Source organism: Acidovorax sp. GW823-FHT02H02 (assembly GCF_058797075.1).
Window position 1 is genome coordinate 319,396 of sequence record NZ_JBXAJH010000001.1, and the last position, 22,157, is coordinate 341,552.

The following is a 22,157-nucleotide window of genomic DNA, read 5'->3' on the forward strand; positions in this document are numbered from 1 at the left end:
GACATCAGGAATCTCCTTGCAGCGCGGGCGCCGGACCGGCGGCCGGGTGGCGGCGCCATCGCGCCCCGCGCTGCACGCGGCCGCGCAGCCGGTCCAGCGCCACATAGACCACGGGCGTGGTGTACAGCGTGAGCAGCTGGCTCAGCAGCAGCCCGCCCACCACGGCAATGCCCAGGGGCTGGCGCAGTTCGGCGCCATCGGCACGGTTCAATGCCAGCGGCAGTGCGCCAAAAATGGCGGCCAGCGTGGTCATGAGGATGGGGCGCAGGCGCAGGCTGCAAGCGCGGTAGATGGACTGCGCGGCCGTGCGGTGTCCGGTGCGCTGCCGCACCAGGGCGAAGTCGATCATCATGATGGCGTTCTTCTTGACGATGCCGATCAGCAGGATCACGCCGATCAGCGCGATCAGCGAGAACTCGGTCTTGAACAGCATCAGCGCCAGCAGCGCCCCCACCCCGGCCGAGGGCAGCGTGGAAAGGATGGTGAGCGGGTGCACCAGGTCTTCATACAGCATGCCCAGCACCAGGTAGATGGTGATGATGGCCGCCAGGATCAGCAGCGGCTGGCCCGCCAGCGCGTCCTGGAACGCCCCCGCCGTGCCGCCAAAGGTGCCGCGTATTCCTACCGGCACGCCCAGCTCGGCCACCGCGTTGTGCACCGCATCGGTGGCCTGCGACAGCGACACGCCCGGCGCCAGGCTGAAGCTCACGGTGCTGGCCGGCGTGCCGCGCTCGTGGCTGACCGACAGCGGCGTGTTGGTGGTGGTGATGCGCGCAAACGCGCTCAAAGGCACCTGCTGGCCCGCACTGTTCACCAAGAAGAAGCCACGCAGCGTTTCGGGGCTTTGCAGATACCGGGGCGCCGCTTCCATCACCACGCGGTACTGGTTGAGCGGGTTGTAGATCACGCCCACCTGGCGCTGGCCAAAAGCGTCGTTCAGGGTAGCGTCGATCTGCGCCATGGTCAGCCCCGCGCGCGTGGCGGCGTCGCGGTCAATCACCAGCGTGGTCTGCAGGCCGTAGTCGGAGACATCGCTGTTCACGTCTTCCAGCTCGGGCAGCTGCGACAGGGCCTGGCGGATGCGTGGCTCCCAGGTGCGCAGCTCGGCAATGTCGTCGGCCTGCAGGGTGTAGTCGTACGAGGCGCTGCTTTGCCGCCCGCCGATGCGGATGTCGCGCTGCGGCACCATGAACAGGCGCGCGCCGGGCTCGTCCTTGAGCTGGGCGCGCAGGCGGGTGATGACAGCCTCGGAGGTTTCCTGCCCCGGCCCGCGCCGGAGCGTCATGAACATCTGCGCGGCATTGCGCTGCCAGCCACCGGTGAAGCCGGTGACATGCTCCACCGCCGGGTCGGCCTGCACGATGGCCAGAAAGCGCTGCAGCCGCTGCTCCATGGCCTGGTACGAAGTGGCCTGGTCGGCCCGGATGAAGCCCGAGATGCGGCCCGTGTCCTGCTCGGGCATGAAGCCCTTGTCGATGGCGGTGTAGAGAGTCACGTTGAGCCCCACCACCCCCGCCAGCACCAGCAGCACCAGCGGCTGGTGGCGCAGGCACCAGGCCAGGCTGCGCCGGTAGCCGCGCAGGCCCCGGGCCTGCAGGCCGTCCAGCCAGCGCGAGAACCGCGCCCAACGGGACGCAACGGGTGTGCGAGCCACCGCGCTGTGCGGCCTGAGCAGCGCCGCGCACATCATGGGCGTGGTGGTGAGCGACACCAGCAGCGACACCAGGATGGCCGCCGCCATGACAATGGAAAACTCGCGGAAAAACCGCCCCACGATGCCGCCCATGAACACGATGGGCACGAACACGGCGATCAGCGACAGGCTCATGGACACCACGGTGAAACCGATCTCGCGCGCGCCGTCGAGCGCGGCCTGCAGCGCCGTCTTGCCGCGCTCCATGTGGCGCATGATGTTTTCCAGCACCACGATGGCGTCGTCCACCACGAAGCCGGTGGCAATGGTCAGCGCCATGAGCGAGAGGTTGTCGAGCGTGTAGCCCGCCAGGTACATCACGCCGAACGTGCCCGCCAGCGACACCGGCACGGCCACGGCGGGGATGAGCGTGGCGCGCCCGTTGCGCAGGAACAGGAACACCACCAGGACCACCAGCGCCACGGCAATCAGCAGGGCGCGCTCCACTTCCTTGACCGAGGCACGCAGCGTGGGCGTGCGGTCGGAAACGATCTGCACGTCAATCGCGGCCGGGATCGACGCCTTGAGCTGCGGCAGCAGCGCACGCACGCGGTCCACCGCCTCCAGGATGTTGGCGCCCGGCTGCTTGTACACCTGCAGCAGCACCGCCGGCTTGCCGTTGGCCACGCCGAAGTTGCGCACGTCCTGCACCGAGTCGGTCACCTCGGCCACGTCGGCCAGGCGGATCGCATTGCCGTTCTGCCAGCGCAGCACCAGCGGCGCATAGTCGGCGGCCACGCGGGCCTGGTCGTTGGCGGCGATCTGCCAGTAATGGTCTTCGCGCTCCACCGCACCCAGCGGGCGGTTGGCGTTGGTGCTGCTGATGGCGCCACGCACCTGCTCCAGCGACACGCCATTGGCCGCCAGCCGCACCGGATCGAGCGACACGCGCACGGCGGGCAGCGCCCCGCCGCTCACGGTGGCCTGGCCCACGCCCTCGACCTGCGAGAGCTTTTGCGCCAGCACGGTGGAGGCCGCGTCGTACATCTGCCCGCGCGTGTGCGCGCTGGACGTGAGCGCCAGGATCATGATGGGCGCATCGGCCGGGTTCACCTTGCGGTAGCTGGGGTTGCTGGGCATGCCCGTGGGCAGCAGCGTGCGCGCGGCGTTGATGGCGGCCTGCACGTCGCGCGCGGCGCTGTCCACGTCGCGGCTCAGGTCGAACTGCAGCGTGATGCTGGTGCTGCCCAGGATGGAGCGCGAGGTGATCTCGTTGACCCCCGCGATGGCGCCCAGCGAGCGCTCCAGCGGCGTGGCCACCGTGGCGGCCATGGTGTCGGGGCTCGCGCCGGGCAGGCTGGCGCTGACCGAGATGGTGGGGTAGTCCACCTGCGGCAGCGGGGCGACGGGCAGCAGGAAGTAGGACACCGCGCCCACCAGGGCCAGGCCCAGGGTGAGGAGCGTGGTGGCGATGGGGCGGTGGATGAAGGTGGTGGAGAGGCTCATGTTGTGCCTCTCTTGGTGTGTTTTTTGGCTCTGACGCTTGCTGTGATTGCGCTGGCAGCTATTTTTTTGGAAGCATTAAGCGTGCTTCTGCATGGGGCGGAGGCCGGGTTTCGCCCCGGCGGGCGAGGTACTTTTCTTTGCTTCGCCAAAGAAACGTACCCAAAAGAAAGGCGACCCACAGTCTGCGACCCCTTCGGGGCAAACCTGCGGCGGGGCGGTTGCGGGGTGCGCCGTGGAACTCGCTTTGCGCCTGCGGCGCGCCGCTCGAACAACCACGACGAGTCAGTTAACGAAGCGGGTGTGTCCTGCGGGACACCCGCCACCCCGCAACCGCCCCGCCGCAGGCGCAGCCAGATGGGGGTGGGGAAAGAACATCCCAACAGCCACACGGGCCATCGCTGCGCTCGGCCCAGTCTGCGCAGCGCGAGGCGCTTGCGCCCGCGAGATGGCGCCGAGCGCAGCGATGGCCCGTATGGATGTCCGCCCCCCGGGTTCCCTTCTGTGCGTGCCGAGGAGCGCAGGGCGTGGGGCGGGCGTGTGCCGCAGGACACACGCCTTCGTGAACTGACTTGCCGCAGTTGTTTGAACGGAGCGCCGCAGGCGCGCAGTGAGTTCTGCGGCACGCCCCATGACCGAGCACCACAGGTTGCCCCGCAGCAAAGCGAAGGGGTCACGCACAGCAGGGTCGCCTTTTCTTTGGTGACTTTCTTTTGGCGAAGCAAAAGAAAGTTACTGCGCCGCCGGGCGCACACCCCGGCCCCCTCCCTCAGCACAAGCACACAACCCGCTTCCAAAGTAATAACTGCCAGCGCAGATAAAACAAACGCTTCAGGCACTTTTCACCCCAACCCGATTACGCCACCGCCCCGCCCACCCCTCAAACGTCAAATAAATCACCGGCGTAGTAAACAAAGTGAGCAACTGGCTCACGACCAGCCCCCCCACCATCGTCACCCCCAGCGGATGCCGCAACTCGCTGCCCACCCCGCCGCCCAGCATCAACGGCAAAGCCCCCAGCAACGCCGCCAGCGTCGTCATCAAAATCGGCCGGAACCGCAGCAGGCAGGCCTGGTAGATCGCCTCGCGCGCAGGCAGCCCCTGCTCGCGCTGCGCCTCCAGTGCAAAGTCGATCATCATGATGGCGTTCTTCTTGACGATGCCGATCAGCAGCACGATGCCGATCACCGCCACGATGTCCACATCCAGCCCTGCCATCCACAGCGCCAGCAGCGCCCCCACCCCGGCCGACGGCAGGGTGGACAAAATGGTGACCGGGTGGATGGTGCTCTCGTACAGCACGCCCAGCACGATGTACATCGTCACCACCGCCGCCAGGATCAGCAGCAGCGTGTTCGAGAGCGACGCCTGGAACGCCAGCGCCGCGCCCTGGAAGGCCGTTTCCACCGACAGCGGCAGCAAGCCCGCAGCGCGCGCCGCCGCCTGCTCGGCCTGGATGGCCTTGACGGCATCGCCCAGCGCAACGCCGGGCGCAGTGTTGAACGAGAGGGTGGCCGCAGGCAGCTGCCCCACATGGTTCACGGCCAGTGGCATGGGGCGCTCTTCGACGCGCGCCACCGACGACAACGCCACCGGCTTGCCGGCGCTCGATGTGACATAGATGCTGTCCAGCGCCTCGGGCCCCAGCTTGAACTGCGGCGCCACCTCCAGCACCACGCGGTACTGGTTGGACTGCGTGAAGATGGTGGAAATGAGGCGCTGGCCAAAGGCGTTGTAGAGCGCCGTGTCGATGCCCGCCACCGTCACCCCCAGGCGGCTGGCCTGGGCGCGGTCGATCTGCACAAAGGCCTGCAGGCCCTGGTTTTGCAGGTCGCTGGCCACATCGGCCAGTTGCGGCAGCGCGCGCAGGCGCTGCACCAGGTCGGCGGTGCTGGTCTGCAGCTGCGCCCGGTCGGGCGACGAGACCAGCAACTGGTATTGCGTGCGCGCCACGCGGTCTTCGATGGTGAGGTCCTGCACGGGCTGGGCATACAGGCGGATGCCGGGCAGGTCGCGCGTGGCATCGGCCAGGCGGCGCAGCACCACGGGGGCGCGGTCGCGCTCGGCGTGGGGTTTCAGGTCGATGAGCAGGCGGCCCGTGTTCAGCGTGGCGTTGGTGCCATCCACGCCGATGAAGGACGACACGCTTCTCACGGCCGGGTCTTGAAGGATGCGCCCGGCCAGTTGCTGCTGGCGCTCGGCCATGGCGGCGAACGAGACGGACTGGTCGGCCTCGGTGGTGGCCTGCAGGGTGCCGGTGTCCTGCACTGGAAAGAAGCCCTTGGGCACCAGCACATACAGCGCCACGGTGAGAGCGAGCGTGGCCGCAAACACCAGCCAGGTCAGCCCGCGGTGGTTCAGCACCCACTGGAGCGCACGGCCATACAGGGCAATGGTGCGGTCAAAGAACCGGCCCGTGGCCTGGTAAATGCGGCCATGGCTTTCTTCGGGCGTGTGCCGCAGCAGGCGCGCGCACAGCATGGGCGTGAGGGTGAGCGACACCACGGCCGACAGCAGGATGGCCACGGCCATGGTGATGGCGAATTCATGGAACAGCCGTCCCACCACGTCGCCCATGAACAAGAGCGGAATCAGCACCGCAATCAGCGAGATGGTGAGCGAGATGATGGTGAAGCCGATCTGCCTGGCGCCCTGGAGTGCGGCCTCCAAGGGGGTGATGCGGGGCGCAGGGGTGTTCTGGCTTCGGCCGGACGCTACCGCGTCCTTCACGGAGCCTTCGGCCCCATGAGCCTGCGCCGAAACATTGCCCGGCATCTCCAGATGCCGGGCAATGTTTTCGATCATCACGATGGCGTCGTCCACCACGAAGCCGGTGGAGATCGTCAGCGCCATCAGCGTGAGGTTGTTGATGGAAAAGCCCGCCAGGTACATCACGCCAAACGTGCCTACCAGCGACAGCGGCACCGCCAGGCTGGGGATGAGCGTGGCCGAGGCGCTGCGCAAGAAGACAAAGATCACCGCAACCACCAGGCCGATGGCCAGGGCCAGCTCGGCCTGCATGTCTTTCACCGAAGCGCGGATGGTGGTGGTGCGGTCGGTCAGCACCTGCACATCCAGCGATGCCGGCAGCGTGCCCTGCAGTTGCGGCAGCAGCGCCTTGAGGCGGTCCACCGTCTCGATGACGTTGGCGCCGGGCTGGCGGCGGATGTTGAGGATCACGCCCGCGCGCGATCCGGTGGCGGGCGTGCCCGCCCAGGCGGCCAGGCGGGTGTTTTCGGCATCGTCCACCGTCTGCGCCACATCGCGCAGGCGGATGGGGTTGCCGTTCTTGAAGGCCAGGATCAGGTCGCGGTACTCCTGCGCCGACTGCAGCTGGTCGTTGGCGTCAATGGTCGAGGCCCGCGCCGGGCCATCAAAGCCGCCCTTGGCCTGCTTGACGTTGGCCGCCGCAATCACGGCGCGCACGTCTTCCAGCGTGAGACCCAGGCCGGCCAGCGCCGTGGGGTTGGCCTGGATGCGCACGGCCGGCCGGCGACCGCCCGCAATCGCCACCAGCCCCACGCCCTTGACCTGCGAGAGCTTGGGCGCCAGGCGGTTTTCCACCAGGTCATTGAGGCGGATGACGGGCAGCGATGGCGAGGTGATGGCCAGCGTGAGCACGGGCGCATCGGCCGGATTGACCTTGCTGTAAAGCGGCGGCATGGGCAGGTCATTCGGCAACAGGTTGCTGCCTGCGTTGATGGCGGCCTGCACCTGCTGCTCGGCCACATCCATGGACACGTCGAGCGCAAAGCGCAGCGTGATGACCGAGGCCCCGCCCGAGCTGGTGGACGACATCTGGGCCAAACCCGGCATCTGGCCCAGCTGGCGCTCCAGCGGCGCCGTGACATTCGATGTCATCACATCGGGGCTGGCGCCAGGGTACAGCGTGGTGACCTGGATGGTGGGGTAGTCCACCTCGGGCAGGGCCGAGATGGGCAACTGCCGGTAAGCCAGCAGGCCGGCGATCAGCAGCGCCACCATCAGCAGCGAGGTGGCGATGGGGCGCAGGATGAAGATGCGCGAGAGATTCATGGCAGCAGTGCCCGCAAGGCGCGATCCATGAACTCAACGCACGGTGGCTGATGCAGCCGAAGCAGCGGCTGCCGGCGGCGCAGCCCCGCCAGCCTGCTGGCGGCGGGCACGCAGGAAGGCGCGGCGCTCGTCGGGCGACATGGTGGCCAGCTTGTCGCGCTCGGCCTGCGTGAGGCTGCGCAACAGCGCTGCACGGCGCGCGCCAGCGTCCTGCGCGGCCTCGTCGGCGCGGGCGGCCACACCGGCATCGATCACGGCCACCTTGGCGCCTTCGCGCAGGCGATCGATGCCATCGGTCACGACCTGGTCGCCGTCGTTCAGCTCGCCCTCGACGCTGACCCGGTCACCATCGGCCACGCCCACGCGGATGCGCCGCTGCGTCACCGTGCCGTCTGGCTGCACCAGATAGACGTAGTTGTTCTGCACCGCCGTGCCGGGCACGGTGAGCGCGTTCGGCAGCACATCAAGCTGCAGGCGTACATTGACGAACTGGTTGGGGAACAGCCCGCCGTCCTCGTTGGCGAAAGACGCCTTCACCTTGATGGTGCCGGTGGTGGGGTCGATGGCGTTGTCGAGCGCGCTCATGCGCCCGCGTGCCAGGCGCCGCTTTTGTTCGCGGTCCCACAGCTCCACGGGCAGATCGGCACCTTCGGCCAGGCGCCGGGTGATGGACGCCAGGTGCGCCTCGGGCACCGCAAAGGCCGCATCGATGGGCTGCACGAGGTTGATGGTGACGATGCCATTGGCATCCGACGGGCCGACCACGTTGCCCCGGTCGGCCTGGCGCAGGCCCAGGCGCCCGGCAATGGGCGCGGTAATGCGCGTGTAGCCCAGCTGCAGGCGCGCGGCATCCACCTGCGCCTGGCCTGCGGCGACGGTGCCTTCGAGCTGGCGCACCAGGGCCGCCTGCGTGTCCACCTGCTGGGTGGCAATCGAATCCTGGGCCAGCAGGTCCTGGTAGCGCTGCAGATCGAGCAGCGCGTTGCGCAGCAGGGCCTGGTCGCGCTGCAGGCTGCCTTGCACCTGGCCCAGCGCGGCCTGGTAGCTGCGCGGGTCGATCTCGGCCAGCAACTGGCCCGCCTTGACCTGCTGGCCTTCCCTGAAGTGCAACGCCATCAGTTCGCCACCGACCTTGGCCCGCACCACCGCCGTGGCGCGCGCGCTCATGGTGCCGATGGCCTGGACCATCACGCGCACATCCTGGCGCCGCACCACGCCCACCGACACCGGCTGCACCTGCCCGCCGGCGCTGAAGCGCCCCGGCGCACGCGCAGCAGGCGCTCCCGCCGCAGCCGAGGCCCCATCGGCGGCCGTGTTGCGCTGCTTCCACCACCAGCCCCCGCCCGCAGCCAGGGCGATCACGATCAACAGCAGTCCCCACCACAGTGCGCGGCCTCTCTGGTGCAGGGGAGACCGCAGGGGAAGGCAGTGGGAACGGTGGGGCAGCATGGGACGGCGCAGAGTGAAGTCGGGCTATGGTAGCCACGCCCCGCCACGCCCTGCCCTCTCTGCCCGGAAATTTACGGTGGCTTTACCTTGGTATTACCGGCCGTCGCTGGCCAGGCCACCAGGCGCTGGCGCGCCAGGTTAGCGGTTGGTGGCCAGCAACAGGCCGCCCGCCCCCATGAAGAACCCGCCCGTGGCCTTGTTCAGGCGCACCACCCCGCGCGAGCTGCGAATGAACCGGCGAATCTGCCGCCCGCCCGTCGCATACACGGTGGTCGCGACAAACTCGCTGGCCAGGTAGATCGAGCCCAACACGAAAAACTGCCGCGCAGCGGGCTGCGCCGGGTCGATGAACTGCGGAAAGATGGCCGCAAACAAAATGATGGCCTTGGGGTTGGTGATGCCCAGCAGGAACTCCTGCGCGATCAGGCTGCGCACCTTCACGGGCGCACCGGACGCCACCGCCCCTTCTCCCTCGACCACGGCCAGTCCGCTGAACTCGCGGCTGTGCCAGGCCCGCCAGCCCAGCCAGAAAAGATAGCAGGCCCCCACCCACTTGACCGCCGTGAAGGCGGCCTCGGAGGCCAGCAGCATGGCGCCCAGCCCCACCGCAGACACCGCAAGAAAAATGGCGAAAGCCGCGACCCGCCCCAGGGTGGCGACCAGTGCCGCGCCCACGCCCGCACGAATGCCGTTGTTCAACCCGCAGAAATTGTTGGGCCCGGGCGTCAGTGAAATGGCCACGGCCACCGGCACAAAGAGAAGAGCGTCCATAGCGGATCCGGGAGATGAAGACGAAAAAGCGCAAGTCTATCCCTGTCGCGCCAGGACATCACGCAGCGGGCAGATCCACCACCAGCCCCCACGGCACGCCCGCCAGCGCGTCGTGGTGGGCCACCACGACGATGCGGGTTGTCTGTGCAGCCAACCGGGCCAGCACCTGCGTGAGGTAAGCCACCGAGGGCTTGTCCAGACCGGCGACGGGCTCGTCGATGAGCGTGAGCAGCGCGCCCGAAGCGAACGCCCCCGCCATGAGCACCTTGCGCCGGCTGCCGGCGGAGAGCGCATACAACGGTTTGTCCAGGTGGGGTTGCAGCAAAAAACCGGCGATATGCGCCTCCAGCGCGGCAGCATCCCAGGCCGCATGCTGCTGCAGCAAACGGGCGTACCACCCGCGCGCCGTCAGTTCATTGAGCGCATCCGAGCGCGGATCGGCCCAGAACACCTGCGCCCGATAGGCGTCAGGGGCGGTCTGCCGGTCCAGCCCCGCCAGCACCAGCCGGCCCGCCTGCGGCGCAAGCTCGCCGGCCAGCAGCCGCAGCAGCGTGGTCTTGCCGCAGCTTTCGTCCCCGCGCACCAGCGTGAGCCCTGGGGACAGGGTGGCGTGAACATTGGCCAGCAAGGCGCGGTGTGGGTAGCCAAAAGACAGGCCCTGGACCTGCAAGACAAGCGGTGAGTGGGTCATGGAAAGGGGCGAGGACATCCCGGCAGGGTACCAGCGTGCCATCGGAAAGTTGCCATGCCGGGCATCTTGCCGCGGTGCACGACAATCCGGCAACGTTCCCTGCCCTTTCATCGCCATGCCCCTGCGCTACCTCGATTTCGATTTCAGTGAAGACGCGGAAGGCACCGGCAGCTTCGATGCCATGGCCAGTGTTTTGCCCGCACAGGTGCCCGCTTTGCAGGCCGAGATCAGCGCCGTGCTGGCATGGGCGCATCGGCACTGGCCCGATGCCTGCGGCCCCGCGGAAGACGGGGGTGCATGGCAATACGACCTGCAAGGTGCACAGGAGGTCAGCACGCCGCTGGTGCTGGAGTTTGATGTGGCCTGCGGCCAGCTGCGCACGGTGGCGGGCCACCCGGCACCACCGCGAACCGCTATCACCCTGACCATCAGCGGGCATGCCGATTTCTGTGCCGCTTTTCGTGAAGCCTTCGAAATCGGTTAGCCAGCGGACGAAGCACCAGGAAACACAGGGTTAACCCCTGTTGCCGACCAAAGACCCCGGCTTGCCAACAGGTTCGCGCACGGAACGCCTTCGATCGTGCCGGCGGCGCTACATTCGACTCACTGGTTCAACCCAATACTGGAGAGTTTCATGCTGTCACGCCGCCACTTCCTGGGTGCAAGCCTGGCCACCACCGTTTACGCAGCGGGCTCTTTTGTCCCTGTCTGGGCCCAGAACGCGCCCGATTTCGGCACGCCCACCCTGCCCGGCCCCGGCTTTCGTCGCATGAAGGTGGGCGATGTGGAGGTGATTGCGCTGAACGACGGCGTCACGCGGCGCCCGCTGGGCGAAGAGTTTGTCAAGAACGCGCCCCTGGCCGGAGTGCGCTCCCTGCTGGCCTCCCAGGGCCTGCCCACGGACCACATCGACGTACCCTACACACCCTTCCTCGTGGTAGCGGGTGCGCGCAAGATCCTTATCGACACCGGCCTGGGCGAGTTTGGCGGCCCCACCACGGGCAAGCTGCTGGCGAACCTGCGGGCAGCAGGCCTGCAGGCGGCCGACATTGACACGGTGCTGATCAGCCATTTCCATGGCGACCACATCAACGGCCTGCGCAACAAGGCGGGTGCATGGACCTTTCCCAAGGCCAAGGTGCTGGTGCCTGCCGCCGAGCACGCCTTCTGGATGGACGATGCCCGCATGGCCGCAGCTCCCGCAGGCCTGAAGGGCGCGTTCGAGAACGTGCGCCGCACCTTTGCCACCATGCCCGCCGACACGCTGGTGCAGTTTGCTGCGGGGGCCGAGGTGGCACCCGGCATCCAATCGGTGGCGGCCTATGGCCACACGCCCGGACACACCTTGTTCGAACTGAACTCGGCCGGCCAGAGTTTCTTTTATGTGGCGGACCTGACCAATGTGCCGGCCCTGTTCGCCCGCAACCCCGACTGGGCCGTGGCCTTTGACATGGATGCCGAAGCCGCACGCAAGGTGCGCCGCGAGATGTTCCAGCGCATCACGGACCGCAATGCCATGCTGGGCGGCTTCCATTTCCCGTTCCCGGCGTTGGGCCGCATGGCGGCCTCGGGCAATGGCTATGCCTTCCAGCCTGCGGCCTGACGCGCAGCCCACCCGTCCCGGCATCGCCCTGCTCCTGTGGTGGTCCAACGCAGGTCCGCCGAAGAGCCCCTATTTCGGCTGTGGCCTAATATCCCCCTTTTTCCACTCCCTCAGAGACCTACCATGGGCAACAAGATCGTCACCGAAGCAGACCGCAAGCACACCCCCCAACCCAAGCCCATGCCCGGCGTGAGCCTGCCCACGTCTGGCCGTGGTCAGCGCGTCAGCCTGGAGCGTGGCGTGGCTACGCGCAGCAAGAAGAACCCCGGCAAGCGCTCCAAGAAGGGCGGCTGATCGGCCCAATGGCCCCACAGGGCCACTGCGAAAACAAGCCCTCTTCGGAGGGCTTTTTTCTGGGCGCCACGCAGTGCAGCTCTGCGCATGGCCCCTGGCACACCCGCAATGCCTAGCGCACACCGCAGCTCAACGCACCAGGGTCGTTGGGCTGCACCTCGCGGGCCTGCTTGGCCTGGGCCACCGCCATGTCGCGCGGCAGGGTCACGCCGTTCTTGACCGCCAGGATTTCCGCCATCACGCTCACGGCGATCTCGGGAGGGGTCTTGCTGCCAATGTAGATACCGATGGGGCCACGCAAGCGCGCAAGGCTCTGCGGCGTCTGGTCAAAGTGTTCGATCATGCGGGCCCGGCGCGCCTCGTTGTTGCGGCGCGAGCCGATGCCGCCCACGTAGAACGCATCGGTGTTCAATGCCTCCAGTAGCGCCAGGTCGTCGAGCTTGGGATCATGCGTGAGTGCCACCACGCAGCTGCGGCGATCGGGCTTGAAGGCCAGCACCACATCGTCGGGCATGTCGCTCAGCACGGTGGCGCCGGGCACACCCCAGCTGCCCCGGTACTCCTCGCGCGGATCACACACCGTCACCGCAAAGCCGTTGAACAGGGCCATGGTCGCCAGGTACTCGGCCAGCTGGCCCGCGCCGATCAGCAGCATGCGGTACTCGGGCCCGAAGGTGTTGGTGAGCTGCACCGCATCCACCACCAGGTCGCCGGGGGTATCGGCCAACGACAGGGTGACGCCGCCATCGGCCAGGCGCACGCTGCGCCGCATCAGCCGGCCCGCGTCGAGCGCCGCGATCAGCGCGCCCAGGCTGGCGGGATCGGGGTCGTACTCCAGCAACAACTCCAGCGTGCCGCCGCAGGGCAGGCCGAAGCGGTGCGCCTCGTCCGCAGACACGCCATATTTGACGAAGGATGGCGGGCCGCTGGGCATGCGGTGGTCCGCACCGGCGGTTGCATCGGCTGACGGCGCGCCCTGCACATAGGCCCGGGTGTGCCGGTCAATCAGGTCGTCCTCGATGCAGCCGCCCGACACCGAGCCCACCACCGCGCCGTCCTCGCACAGCGCCATGATGGAACCCACCGGCCGGGGCGACGAGCCCCAGGTGCGCACCACCGTGGCCAGGAGCGCACGCCGCCCCGCCGCACGCCAGCCCTGCAGCGTGCGCAGCACCATCACATCCAGGTTTTCCATGGCTTCATCACCCCATCTATTTGCACCGTTTTCAACATCGCCCTGCGCTGCTGCACTCACTCCATATGAAACTGGCGCGCCCCTTGCCAGTGCCACCGTGGAACCGGCTGTGCCGGGCCACAGGTGAAGTCCCCTCTGGGGACCGGCGCGAAGCGGCACAGGAGGAGCTCAAGTCAGCCACCACGCTAACAGCACCAGCGCCACCGCGCCAGCCACCCACACCCATACCGGGATGCCAGCGTGGGGATGGCCATCACCCGCCCTTGCATCCGGCACATCGCGCAATTGATCGTATTCCGACGGCACCGTGTCCACCGCATCGTCACGCGGGTAGCGCCGCTGCATCTCGTCGTCAAAGCGCTTGAAGAAGTCTTCGGCCATGCCCTTGGCGGCGCCGTCGATCAGGCGCTGGCCCAGCTGGGCAATCTTGCCGCCCACGCTGGCTTGCACGGTGTAGTTCAGCTCGCAACTCTCCTGCCCTGCGCCATCGGCTGGCAACGGCACCAGCAAGACCCGCGCATGGCCCTTGCCAAAGCCGGCCACGCCGCCCGAACCATCAAAGGCGATGGTGTAGCTCTCGGGCGGCACGATGTCGGCCAGCGTGATCTTGCCCGTGAATCTGGCCGACACGGGGCCGATCTTGACGGCCATGGCCACGGCGTACTGGTGCTCGCCCGTGGGCTCGACCTTGTCACAACCGGGGATGCACAGCTTGAGCACCTCGGGGTCGTTGAGCGCATCCCAGGCCTGTTGCTGGCTGACGGCAAGGGTGCGGGTCGCTTGCATTTCCATGGCGGATTCCTCTCGTGTTTTTCGTTTCTCTGAAATCGGTCATTGCCGGAGCAAGGTGGCCAGGCTGGCCGCCAGGTCCTGCAAGCGGCCGAGGTTGTGCACGGCCAGCATGCCATGGGCCTGGCGGTGCAGCTCGGCCGCACCCCGCGCCGTGGGCGCGTAGCCCTCAAAGCGCAGCAAAGGGTTGAGCCATAGCAGCCGGCCTGCGTGGCGGCGCAGCCAGCCCAGCTCCTGAGCCAGCACCTCGGGCGCGCCGGTGTCCAGCCCGTCGCTGATGAGCAGCACCAGCGTGCGCCGCCCCACCAGCCGCCGGGCATGCTGCGCGCGCAGCTGGGCCAGGCTCTCGCCCATGCGGGTGCCGCCGGCAAAGTCGTGGATGGCATGGCTGGCCGCCTGCAGCATGGCATCGGTGTCGGCCAGGCGAAAGGCGGGCGTGAGGTCGGTCAGGCCCGTGCCAAAAGCAAACACATCGCGGCGCACGACAGCCCCCGTGTGGTGCGGCGCGGTGGCGGCGTGCAAGAAGGCCAACAGCAGGCGCGCATAGCGCTCCATGGAGCCGGACACATCCACCAGCACCAGCAGCGGCAGGGGTTGCTGGCGCCGCTGCAGCAAGGGCACACGCAGCACCTCGCCACCGCTGCGGGCGGCCAGGTGCATGGCGCCGGGCCAGTGCGGGCGGCTGCCGCGCAGGCCCGGCCGGGTGCGGCGGGCAGCGTAGTGCGGCAAAGGCAAAGGGATGTCGCGCGCCAGGCGCTCGACCAGCAGGTACTCGCTGGCCGAGAGCTGGTTGAAATCGGCCTGGCGCAAGCGCTGCAGGTCGCTGGCCGTCATGGCCGCATCGAAATCCACCTTGTCGTCCTCGCGCGGCGGTGGCGCGCTGCGGGCGGCGCGCACGGGTGCCAGCGCCTCGCTCACGCGGGGGCGGCGCTTGGCGGGCTCGGCCCTGGATTCGGCACTGGGCAGCATCTGCGCGAGCAGCTTTTGCGCCACATTGGGGTTGCGGAAGTACGCGTCGAACAGTTCGCGGAACACCATGCGGTCCTGCTCGCGGCTGACCAGCACGGCCTCCAGCGCGGCGCTGAAATCCTCGCGCAGAAGACCCACCAGCATCACCGCCTGCTGGGCCAAGGCCATGCGCGCGGCGTCCACGCGCACGCCAGCGCGGCGCAGCGTGCGGCCAAAGCCACTCAGGTTGTCGGCCAGCTTGCCGGTGCGGGCATCGCCCAGCTGCGAGATCGTTGCGCCCTGCGCCATGGCCCGGCCTTCATGCATCGGCATCGGCGGGCTGCAGCAACTGCACCGCCATGTCGCGCGTGAGCGCCGCCACGTCCTCGCGCTGCTTGAACAGGATGCCGGCGGTGTCCGACACCACCTCCGGGTCCACCACGATGGTGTCCAGCGCCACCAGCGCCTTGGCCCATTCCACGCTCTCGGCAATGCCGGGGGCGCGCTGAAAAGCGTTGGCAAAGGGCTGGCTGCGCAGGCGGCCCACAAACTCGGCCACCTGGGTGGCCAGCGCTTCGCTGGCGCCAGGCACCTGCGCACGCACGATGGCCAGCTCGCGCTCGCGCTCGGGGTAGTCCAGCCAGTGGTACAGGCAGCGGCGCTTGACGGCGTCGTGCAGGTCGCGCGTGCGGTTGCTGGTCAAGATGGTGACCGGCGTGGCCGTGGCGCGCACGGTGCCGATCTCGGGGATGCTCACCTGGTACTCGCCCAGGTATTCGAGCAAAAAGGCCTCGAAGGGCTCGTCGGCGCGGTCCACTTCGTCGATCAGCAGCACGGCACCGGGCGCCGGGGCCTGCAGCGCCTGCAGCAGGGGGCGGCGGATGAGGTAGCGGTCCTGGTAGACCTCGCGCTCCACCTGCGCCATGTCGGCACCGCCCTGCCCCTCCGCAGCCCGCATGTGCAGCAGCTGGGCAGCGTAGTTCCATTCGTACAGCGCCTCGCGCTGCTCCAGGCCGTCGTAGCACTGCAGACGGATCAGGCTGCGCGCCAGCACCTTGGAGAGCGCCTGCGCCAGCGCCGTCTTGCCCACGCCGGGCTCACCCTCCAGCAACAAAGGCCGTTGCAGCCTGAGCGCCAGGAACACCGCCGTGGCCAGGCGACGGTCGGCAAAATAGCCCACGCTCTGCAGGGCCTCTACCAGGGCGTCGATGGAAGCCGGAACCGGCGCGGCGTTCAACGAGTTCATTGCTATCCAATTGATAGCCACCAGCACATATGCTTGTAGCGCTAGCAGCCAATTTCACTCAAAAACCCGCCACCGGGTGCCGCACCGCAGTGGTGGGGTTGTCTTCACTTCATCCGAGCATCTGCTGCACAGCGCGCTGGGTTTGCACGCTGATCAGGTTGGCGCGGTAGGCAGCGCTGGCGTGGATGTCCGCGTTCAGATCACTCGCGTCGATTTTCACGCTGGCGGCGGACTGCGGCGTGAAGCTCTGGTTCAGCGCCGCCTCCAGCCCCGCATGGCGGAACACGCTGCTGGCCGCACCGGTGACGGCCACGCGCACGCCGCTGTCGGTCTGCGCCACAAACACCCCCACCAGCGAGAAGCGCGATGCCGCCTGTTTGAACTTCATGTACGCGGCGCGCTTGGGGATGGGGAAGCGGATGGCGGTGATGATCTCGCCCTCATCCAGCGCCGTGGTGAACATGCCCACAAAGAAGTCGTCGGCCGCGATCTCGCGCTGGTTGGTGATGACCGTCGCACCCAGGCCCAGCACCGCGCTGGGGTAGCAGGCGGCGGGGTCGTTGTTGGCCACCGAGCCTCCCAGCGTGCCACGTGCCCGCACCTGACGGTCGCCGATGTGGGCGGCCAGGTCGGCCAGCGCGGGAATGGCGGCCTTGACCTCGCTGCTCGCCGCCACGTCGGCGTGGCGCGTCATGGCGCCGATGACCAGCGCATTGCCCTCGCGGCGGATGCCCGCCAGTTCGGCAATCTGGTTCAGATCGACGATCTTCTCGGGGTGGGCCAGGCGCAGGCGCATGGACGGCAGCAGGCTTTGACCGCCTGCCAGCAGCTTGCCGCCCTGGGCGATGATTTGCGCGGCAGCGGCGGTGGAGGAAGGCGCCTCAAAGGTGAATGCGTACATAGGGAACTCCTGTCAGTTTTCATGCTGCGACAGCAAAGGCTCGCAACCGGTGAAAAACGCGCGGCAAAGGCCAGCGGCCGCCGCGCAAGGGCCGCCCCGCCGCGCTGGCGGCGTCCCGCTGGAGGGGGAAGGCGCGAAGCGACTCAGGGGGTGTTTCATGTTTTGGCGCTCTGGATGGCTTCCCACACACGGTGCGGCGATGCGGGCATGTCAAAGTCGCGCACACCCAGCGGGCGCAGGGCGTCGAGCACGGCGTTGATCACGGCAGGCGGCGAGCCAATGGCCCCGGCCTCGCCGCAGCCCTTGGTGCCCAGCGGGTTGTGCGTGCAGGGCGTGCACACATGGCCGAGCTGGAAGGTGGGAAAGTCGTCGGCGCGCGGCATGGCGTAGTCCATGAAACTGCCGGTGAGCAGCTGGCCCGTTTCGCGGTCGTACACGCAGTTTTCCAGCAGCGCCTGGCCGATGCCCTGCACCAGGCCGCCGTGCACCTGGCCTTCCACGATCATGGGGTTGATGATGGTGCCGAAGTCGTCCACCGCAGTGAACCTGTCCACGCGGGTCAAGCCCGTGGCCGGGTCCACTTCCACCTCGCAGATGTAGGTGCCCGCAGGAAAGGTGAAGTTGGTCGGGTCGTAGAACGCGGTCTCGTTCAAACCCGGTTCGAGCTTGTCGAGCGGGTAGTTGTGCGGCACGTAGGCCGTGAGCGCCACCTGGCCGAAGGGGATCTTCTTGTCGGTGCCGCGCACGGTGAATTCGCCGCCGCTGAAGTCGATGTCGGCATCGCTGGCTTCCATGAGGTGCGCGGCAATCTTCTTGGCCTTGGCCTCGATCTTGTCCAGCGCCTTCATGATGGCCGCGCCGCCCACGCTGATGGAGCGCGAGCCGTAGGTGCCCATGCCAAACGGCACGCGGCCCGTGTCGCCGTGCACGATGTCCACGTTTTCCACCGGGATGCCCAGGCGCGCGGCCACCACCTGCGCAAAGGTGGTCTCGTGCCCCTGGCCGTGGCTGTGCGAGCCGGTGAACACCGTCACGCTGCCCGTGGGGTGCACGCGCACCTCGCCGCATTCGAACAGCCCGGCGCGCGCGCCCAGGGCGCCCGCGATGTTGGACGGCGCAATGCCGCAGGCCTCGATGTAGCTGCTGTAGCCGATGCCACGCTTCAAACCCTTCGCCTCGCTGGCCGCCCGGCGTGCGGCAAAGCCGGCCACATCGGCCAGTTGCTCGGCCTGCGCCATGCAGGCGTGGTAGTCGCCAATGTCGTATTGCAGCGCCACCGGCGTCTGGTAGGGGAAGCTGGTGATGAAGTTGCGCTTGCGGATCTCGTCTTGCGCCAGCCCCATGTCCCAGGCGCAGCGCGAGACCAGGCGCTCCAGCAGGTAGGTGGCCTCGGGCCGGCCCGCACCGCGGTAGGCATCCACCGGGGCCGTGTTGGTGAACCAGGCATCCACTTCCACATGGACCTGCGGTGTGCTGTATTGCCCGGCCAGCAGCGTGGCATACAGGATGGTGGGCACCGCGCTGGCAAAGGTGGAGAGGTAGGCGCCCACGTTCGCGTCGGTGTGCACGCGCAGGGCCAGGAACTTGCCGTTGGCATCCATGGCCATTTCGGCGTGGCTGACATGGTCGCGGCCATGCGCATCCGAGAGGAAGGACTCGCTGCGGTCGGCCACCCACTTGATGTTGCGGTTGAGCTTTTTGGCGGCCCAGGTCAGGCACACGTCCTCGGCATACAGAAAGATCTTGGAACCGAAGCCGCCGCCCACATCGGGCGCGATCACGCGCACCTTGTGCTCGGGCAGGCCCATCACAAAGGCCGTCATCAAGAGGCGCTCGACATGCGGGTTCTGGTTGCTCACATACAGCGTGTATTCGTCGTTCGCACGGCTGTAGCTGCCAATGGCGGCGCGCGGCTCCATGGCGTTGGGGATCAGGCGGTTGTTGACCAGATCGAGCTTCGTCACATGCGCGGCGCCGGCGAACACGGCGTCCACCGCGCCCTTGTCGCCGATCGCCCATTTGAAGCAATGGTTGTCGGCAGCGATGTCGTGCACCACCGCCCCGGCCACCTTGCCGGCGGCGGCATCGGCCACGTTGACCACGGCGGGCAGCACGTCGTAGTCCACCTCCACCAGCTCGGCGGCGTCGCGCGCCTGCTGCTGGGTTTGCGCCACCACCATGGCCACATGGTCGCCCACGTAGCGCACCTTGCCCTGCGCCAGGATGGGGTGCGGCGGCTCCTTCATGGGCTCGCCGTTGGTGCTGGTGATGAGCCAGCCGCAGGGCAGGCCGTTGATGCTGTCGGCGGCCACATCGGCGCCGGTGAAAACGCCCAGCACGCCCGGCGCGGCCTGGGCGGCGCTGGCGTTGATGCGGTTGATTTTGGCGTGCGCGTGCGGCGAGCGCACGAACACCGCGTGGCTTTGCGCGGCCAGCACCACGTCGTCGGTGTACTGGCCCGCACCGGTCAGGAAACGGTAGTCTTCCTTGCGCTTGAGCGATTCGCCGATGTGCGGCAGCTTGGAAAAGTCGGATGCACCCATGGTTGTTCTCCCCTGTGTTTATGCCGACGCCATGGCCTTCTGGCCGACCTGCACCGCGCGCACGATGTTCTGGTAGCCCGTGCAGCGGCAGATGTTGCCTTCGAGCAGCTCGCGGATCTCGCCTTCGCTGGCGTGGGGGTGGTTCTTGCACAGGTCCACGGCGCTCATCACCATGCCGGGGGTGCAGAAGCCGCACTGCAGACCGTGGCACTCCTTGAACGCCGCCTGCATGGGGTGCATGGTGCCGTCGGGTGCAGCCAGGCCTTCGATGGTCTGTACCTCGGCGCCCTGCGCCTGCACGGCCAGCATGGCGCAGGATTTGACGGCACGGCCGTTGACGATCACGGTGCAGGCGCCGCACTGGCTGGTGTCGCAGCCCACATGGGTGCCGGTGAGCAGCAGGTGCTCGCGCAGCGCATGGACCAGCAGGGTGTTGGGAGGAACGTCAACACGGGCGGCACGCCCGTTGACCGTGAACTGGACTTGCATCTGGCTGTCTCCTGAAGCGGTGTTGGCTGGAACTGCAAACCGCATCTTGGGCCGCGCGCACGGCGCGATCCCTAGGGAGAACCCTTGGTTTTCGCAGGTCCGCAGGGGGTACTTTGGTAGAAAGTGGCCGTAGCGCTTTATTTACAAGAACTATTAGCTATATTTTTGATAGCTTGCCTGATTCTTTTTGCTGTCCGCAAGGCCCCCGGCCTGCGGCCTGCGTACGGCAGGCCGGGCTGCGGCGACAATCCCCCAGAGCAAGCCGCGCACCACCCCGAACAACCCATGCCCCACGAAAATCCATCAGGCTTCAACGCCCGCCTGTGGCGCCGTTTCGTGCAGATTGCACGGCCCTACTGGCAATCCGAGGAGCGCTGGCGCTCGCGCGGTCTGCTGGCGCTGCTGGTGCTGCTGCTGCTGGGGCAGACCGCCTTCAATGTGTGGTTCAACCACGAAACCGGCGAATTCACGTCCGCGCTGGCGGCGCACGATGCAGACCGCTTCTGGGCTTCCATCCGGCGCTACACCCTCATCCTGGTAGCGGCCGTGCCGATCTACGCGCTGTATTACTACGTGCGCGACACCCTGGGCCTGCGCTGGCGGCGCTGGCTCACGCAGCATTTTCTGGCGCGCTATTTCGACCAGCGGGCCTATTACCGGCTGAATGCCATCGTGGGCATCGACAACCCCGACCAGCGCATCGCGGAAGACATCAACGCGTTCACGCAGCAGTCGCTGTATTTTTCGATGATCGCGCTGGGCGCGGTGATCCAGCTGATTGCGTTTGCCAGTGTGCTGTGGGCCATCTCGCAGGGGCTGGTCTATTTTCTGATCGGCTACGCCATCTTCAGCACCGTGTTCACCGCCAAGGTCTTTGGCCAGCGCCTGATCGGGTTGAACTACCGCCAGCTGCAGCGCGAGGCCGATTTCCGCTTCAGCCTGGTGCGGGTGCGCGAGCATGCCGAGCCCATCGCCTTTCACAGTGGCGAGCAGCGTGAAATGTCCACCCTGCGACGCATTTTTGACGCCCTGTATGCCAACTACCAGCAGGTGCTGCGCTGGCAGTTCAGGCTCAACCTGTTCCAGTACACCCACAGCTTCCTGACCATCGTGCTGCCCAGCGTGATCATTGCCAACCAGGTGCTTTCGGGCGACCTGGAGGTGGGGCGGGCCATTCAGGCCGCAGGCGCCTTTGCGGCCATCCTGAGCGCGCTGACGGTGATCGTCGAGCATTTCGAAAGCCTGAGCCGCTTCTCGGCCGGCGTGGACCGGCTGCATGCGTTTGCCACCACCCTCGAAGGCCAGGCGCTGCCCCCCGTGCCCCCCGCACCGCAGGGCACCAGCGAGCCCAGCCTCGAACCCGCGGTCCATATCCACACCGTGCCCGGCTTCGAACTGGGGGTCACGCAGCTGACGGTGCTCACCCCCAACCGCGAACACCTGCTGCTGCGCGACCTCACGCTCCGCGTGCACCCTGGCCGGGGCCTGCTGATCGTGGGGCCCAGCGGCGCGGGCAAAAGCTCGCTGCTGCGCGTGGTGGCCGGGCTGTGGGCCACCGGGTCTGGCGAAGTGGTGCGCCCCGCCGACCCCGACATGCTCTTTCTGCCCCAGAACCCCTACCTGCCTCTGGGCGACCTGCGCTGCCAGCTGCTCTACCCCCAGACGGAACGCGAAATTACGGACGCGGAGCTGCAGCAATGGCTGGAGCGGGTGAACCTGCCCACACTGGCCGAGCGCTTCGGCGGGCTGGGAGCCCACCTTGATTGGGCCAAGGTGCTGTCGGTCGGCGAGCAGCAGCGCCTGGCCTTTGCCCGCGCGCTGCTGGCCAAGCCCCGCTACCTGCTGCTGGACGAAGCCACCAGTGCGCTCGACTCTGCCAATGAAGCGCTGCTGTATGGGCAACTGACGGGCCTGTCGATCACCCCGGTCAGCGTCAGCCACCACCAGAGCGTGCTGGGCTACCACCACCAGGTGCTGGAACTCGCGGGCGACGGCCGCTGGGCCCTGCATGCGGCGGATCACTACCGTTGGGCGTGAAGGCCCGGTCACACTCCCGCTCCACCGCAA

The 22,157-nt window shown here is 67.7% G+C and carries 16 protein-coding genes; 4 read left to right on the forward strand and 12 right to left on the reverse strand.

The features are described 5' to 3' along the window. Positions 1–4 precede the first annotated feature (4 nt). The 5 genes from AC1RDS_RS01495 to AC1RDS_RS01515 form a co-directional block, all read right to left on the reverse strand. Positions 5–3,139 (reverse strand): efflux RND transporter permease subunit, encoded by a 3,135-nt coding sequence (locus tag AC1RDS_RS01495; protein WP_287877464.1) that lies wholly within the window; start codon positions 3,137–3,139, stop codon positions 5–7. Positions 3,140–3,967: 828 nt separating this feature from the next. Continuing rightward, a complete protein-coding gene (locus AC1RDS_RS01500; RefSeq protein ID WP_287877466.1) occupies positions 3,968–7,171 on the reverse strand; it encodes an efflux RND transporter permease subunit in 3,204 nt (1,067 codons plus the stop codon). A 33-nt stretch (positions 7,172–7,204) separates the two neighbouring features. After that, positions 7,205–8,533 carry an efflux RND transporter periplasmic adaptor subunit gene (locus tag AC1RDS_RS01505; RefSeq protein WP_492226644.1) on the reverse strand — a complete coding sequence of 443 codons (1,329 nt, stop codon included), beginning with the start codon at positions 8,531–8,533 and terminating at the stop codon, positions 7,205–7,207. A gap of 225 nt (positions 8,534–8,758) precedes the next feature. Then, entirely contained in the window at positions 8,759–9,391 is a 633-nt protein-coding gene (locus AC1RDS_RS01510; RefSeq protein WP_492226631.1) for a LysE family translocator, read from the reverse strand. Positions 9,392–9,449: 58 nt separating this feature from the next. Beyond that, positions 9,450–10,082 carry an ABC transporter ATP-binding protein gene (locus tag AC1RDS_RS01515; RefSeq protein WP_492226632.1) on the reverse strand — a complete coding sequence of 211 codons (633 nt, stop codon included), beginning with the start codon at positions 10,080–10,082 and terminating at the stop codon, positions 9,450–9,452. 115 nt (positions 10,083–10,197) lie between these two features. On the opposite strand from AC1RDS_RS01515, the gene AC1RDS_RS01520 reads away from it, so the two are divergent. The 3 genes from AC1RDS_RS01520 to AC1RDS_RS01530 all read left to right on the forward strand — a co-directional run bounded on the left by AC1RDS_RS01520 (position 10,198) and on the right by AC1RDS_RS01530 (position 11,979). Then, positions 10,198–10,566 carry a hypothetical protein gene (locus tag AC1RDS_RS01520; RefSeq protein ID WP_092698329.1) on the forward strand — a complete coding sequence of 123 codons (369 nt, stop codon included), beginning with the start codon at positions 10,198–10,200 and terminating at the stop codon, positions 10,564–10,566. Positions 10,567–10,716: 150 nt separating this feature from the next. Beyond that, positions 10,717–11,685, forward strand: a complete 969-nt coding sequence (locus tag AC1RDS_RS01525; RefSeq protein ID WP_287877476.1) for an MBL fold metallo-hydrolase — start codon at positions 10,717–10,719, stop codon at positions 11,683–11,685. Positions 11,686–11,808: 123 nt separating this feature from the next. Further along, a complete protein-coding gene (locus tag AC1RDS_RS01530) occupies positions 11,809–11,979 on the forward strand; it encodes a hypothetical protein (RefSeq protein WP_167544072.1) in 171 nt (56 codons plus the stop codon). 112 nt (positions 11,980–12,091) lie between these two features. Here AC1RDS_RS01530 and AC1RDS_RS01535 read toward each other — a convergent pair whose 3' ends face one another. From AC1RDS_RS01535 to AC1RDS_RS01565, 7 genes are all read right to left on the reverse strand, one after another. Continuing rightward, positions 12,092–13,174, reverse strand: a complete 1,083-nt coding sequence (locus AC1RDS_RS01535; protein ID WP_287877478.1) for an XdhC family protein — start codon at positions 13,172–13,174, stop codon at positions 12,092–12,094. A gap of 168 nt (positions 13,175–13,342) precedes the next feature. After that, a complete protein-coding gene (locus tag AC1RDS_RS01540) occupies positions 13,343–13,966 on the reverse strand; it encodes an SRPBCC family protein (RefSeq protein WP_092698334.1) in 624 nt (207 codons plus the stop codon). A 39-nt stretch (positions 13,967–14,005) separates the two neighbouring features. Next, positions 14,006–15,244, reverse strand: coding sequence for a vWA domain-containing protein (locus AC1RDS_RS01545; RefSeq protein ID WP_244273672.1), 1,239 nt, complete (start codon positions 15,242–15,244; stop codon positions 14,006–14,008). Continuing rightward, positions 15,231–16,157 carry an AAA family ATPase gene (locus AC1RDS_RS01550; protein WP_092698336.1) on the reverse strand — a complete coding sequence of 309 codons (927 nt, stop codon included), beginning with the start codon at positions 16,155–16,157 and terminating at the stop codon, positions 15,231–15,233. The genes AC1RDS_RS01545 and AC1RDS_RS01550 overlap by 14 nt, the downstream gene beginning before the upstream one ends. A 109-nt stretch (positions 16,158–16,266) precedes the next feature. Continuing rightward, positions 16,267–17,058, reverse strand: coding sequence for an FAD binding domain-containing protein (locus AC1RDS_RS01555; protein WP_492226633.1), 792 nt, complete (start codon positions 17,056–17,058; stop codon positions 16,267–16,269). A 155-nt stretch (positions 17,059–17,213) separates the two neighbouring features. Beyond that, the gene (locus AC1RDS_RS01560) at positions 17,214–19,601 is read right to left on the reverse strand and encodes a xanthine dehydrogenase family protein molybdopterin-binding subunit (RefSeq protein WP_492226634.1); all 2,388 of its coding nucleotides are present in this window, start codon (positions 19,599–19,601) and stop codon (positions 17,214–17,216) included. Between the two features lie 18 nt (positions 19,602–19,619). Next, positions 19,620–20,090 carry a (2Fe-2S)-binding protein gene (locus tag AC1RDS_RS01565; RefSeq protein WP_092698342.1) on the reverse strand — a complete coding sequence of 157 codons (471 nt, stop codon included), beginning with the start codon at positions 20,088–20,090 and terminating at the stop codon, positions 19,620–19,622. Positions 20,091–20,375: 285 nt separating this feature from the next. Between AC1RDS_RS01565 and AC1RDS_RS01570 the strand changes: the two genes are divergently transcribed. Beyond that, entirely contained in the window at positions 20,376–22,127 is a 1,752-nt protein-coding gene (locus AC1RDS_RS01570; RefSeq protein WP_287877486.1) for an ABC transporter ATP-binding protein/permease, read from the forward strand. The last annotated feature ends 30 nt before the right edge of the window (positions 22,128–22,157 follow it).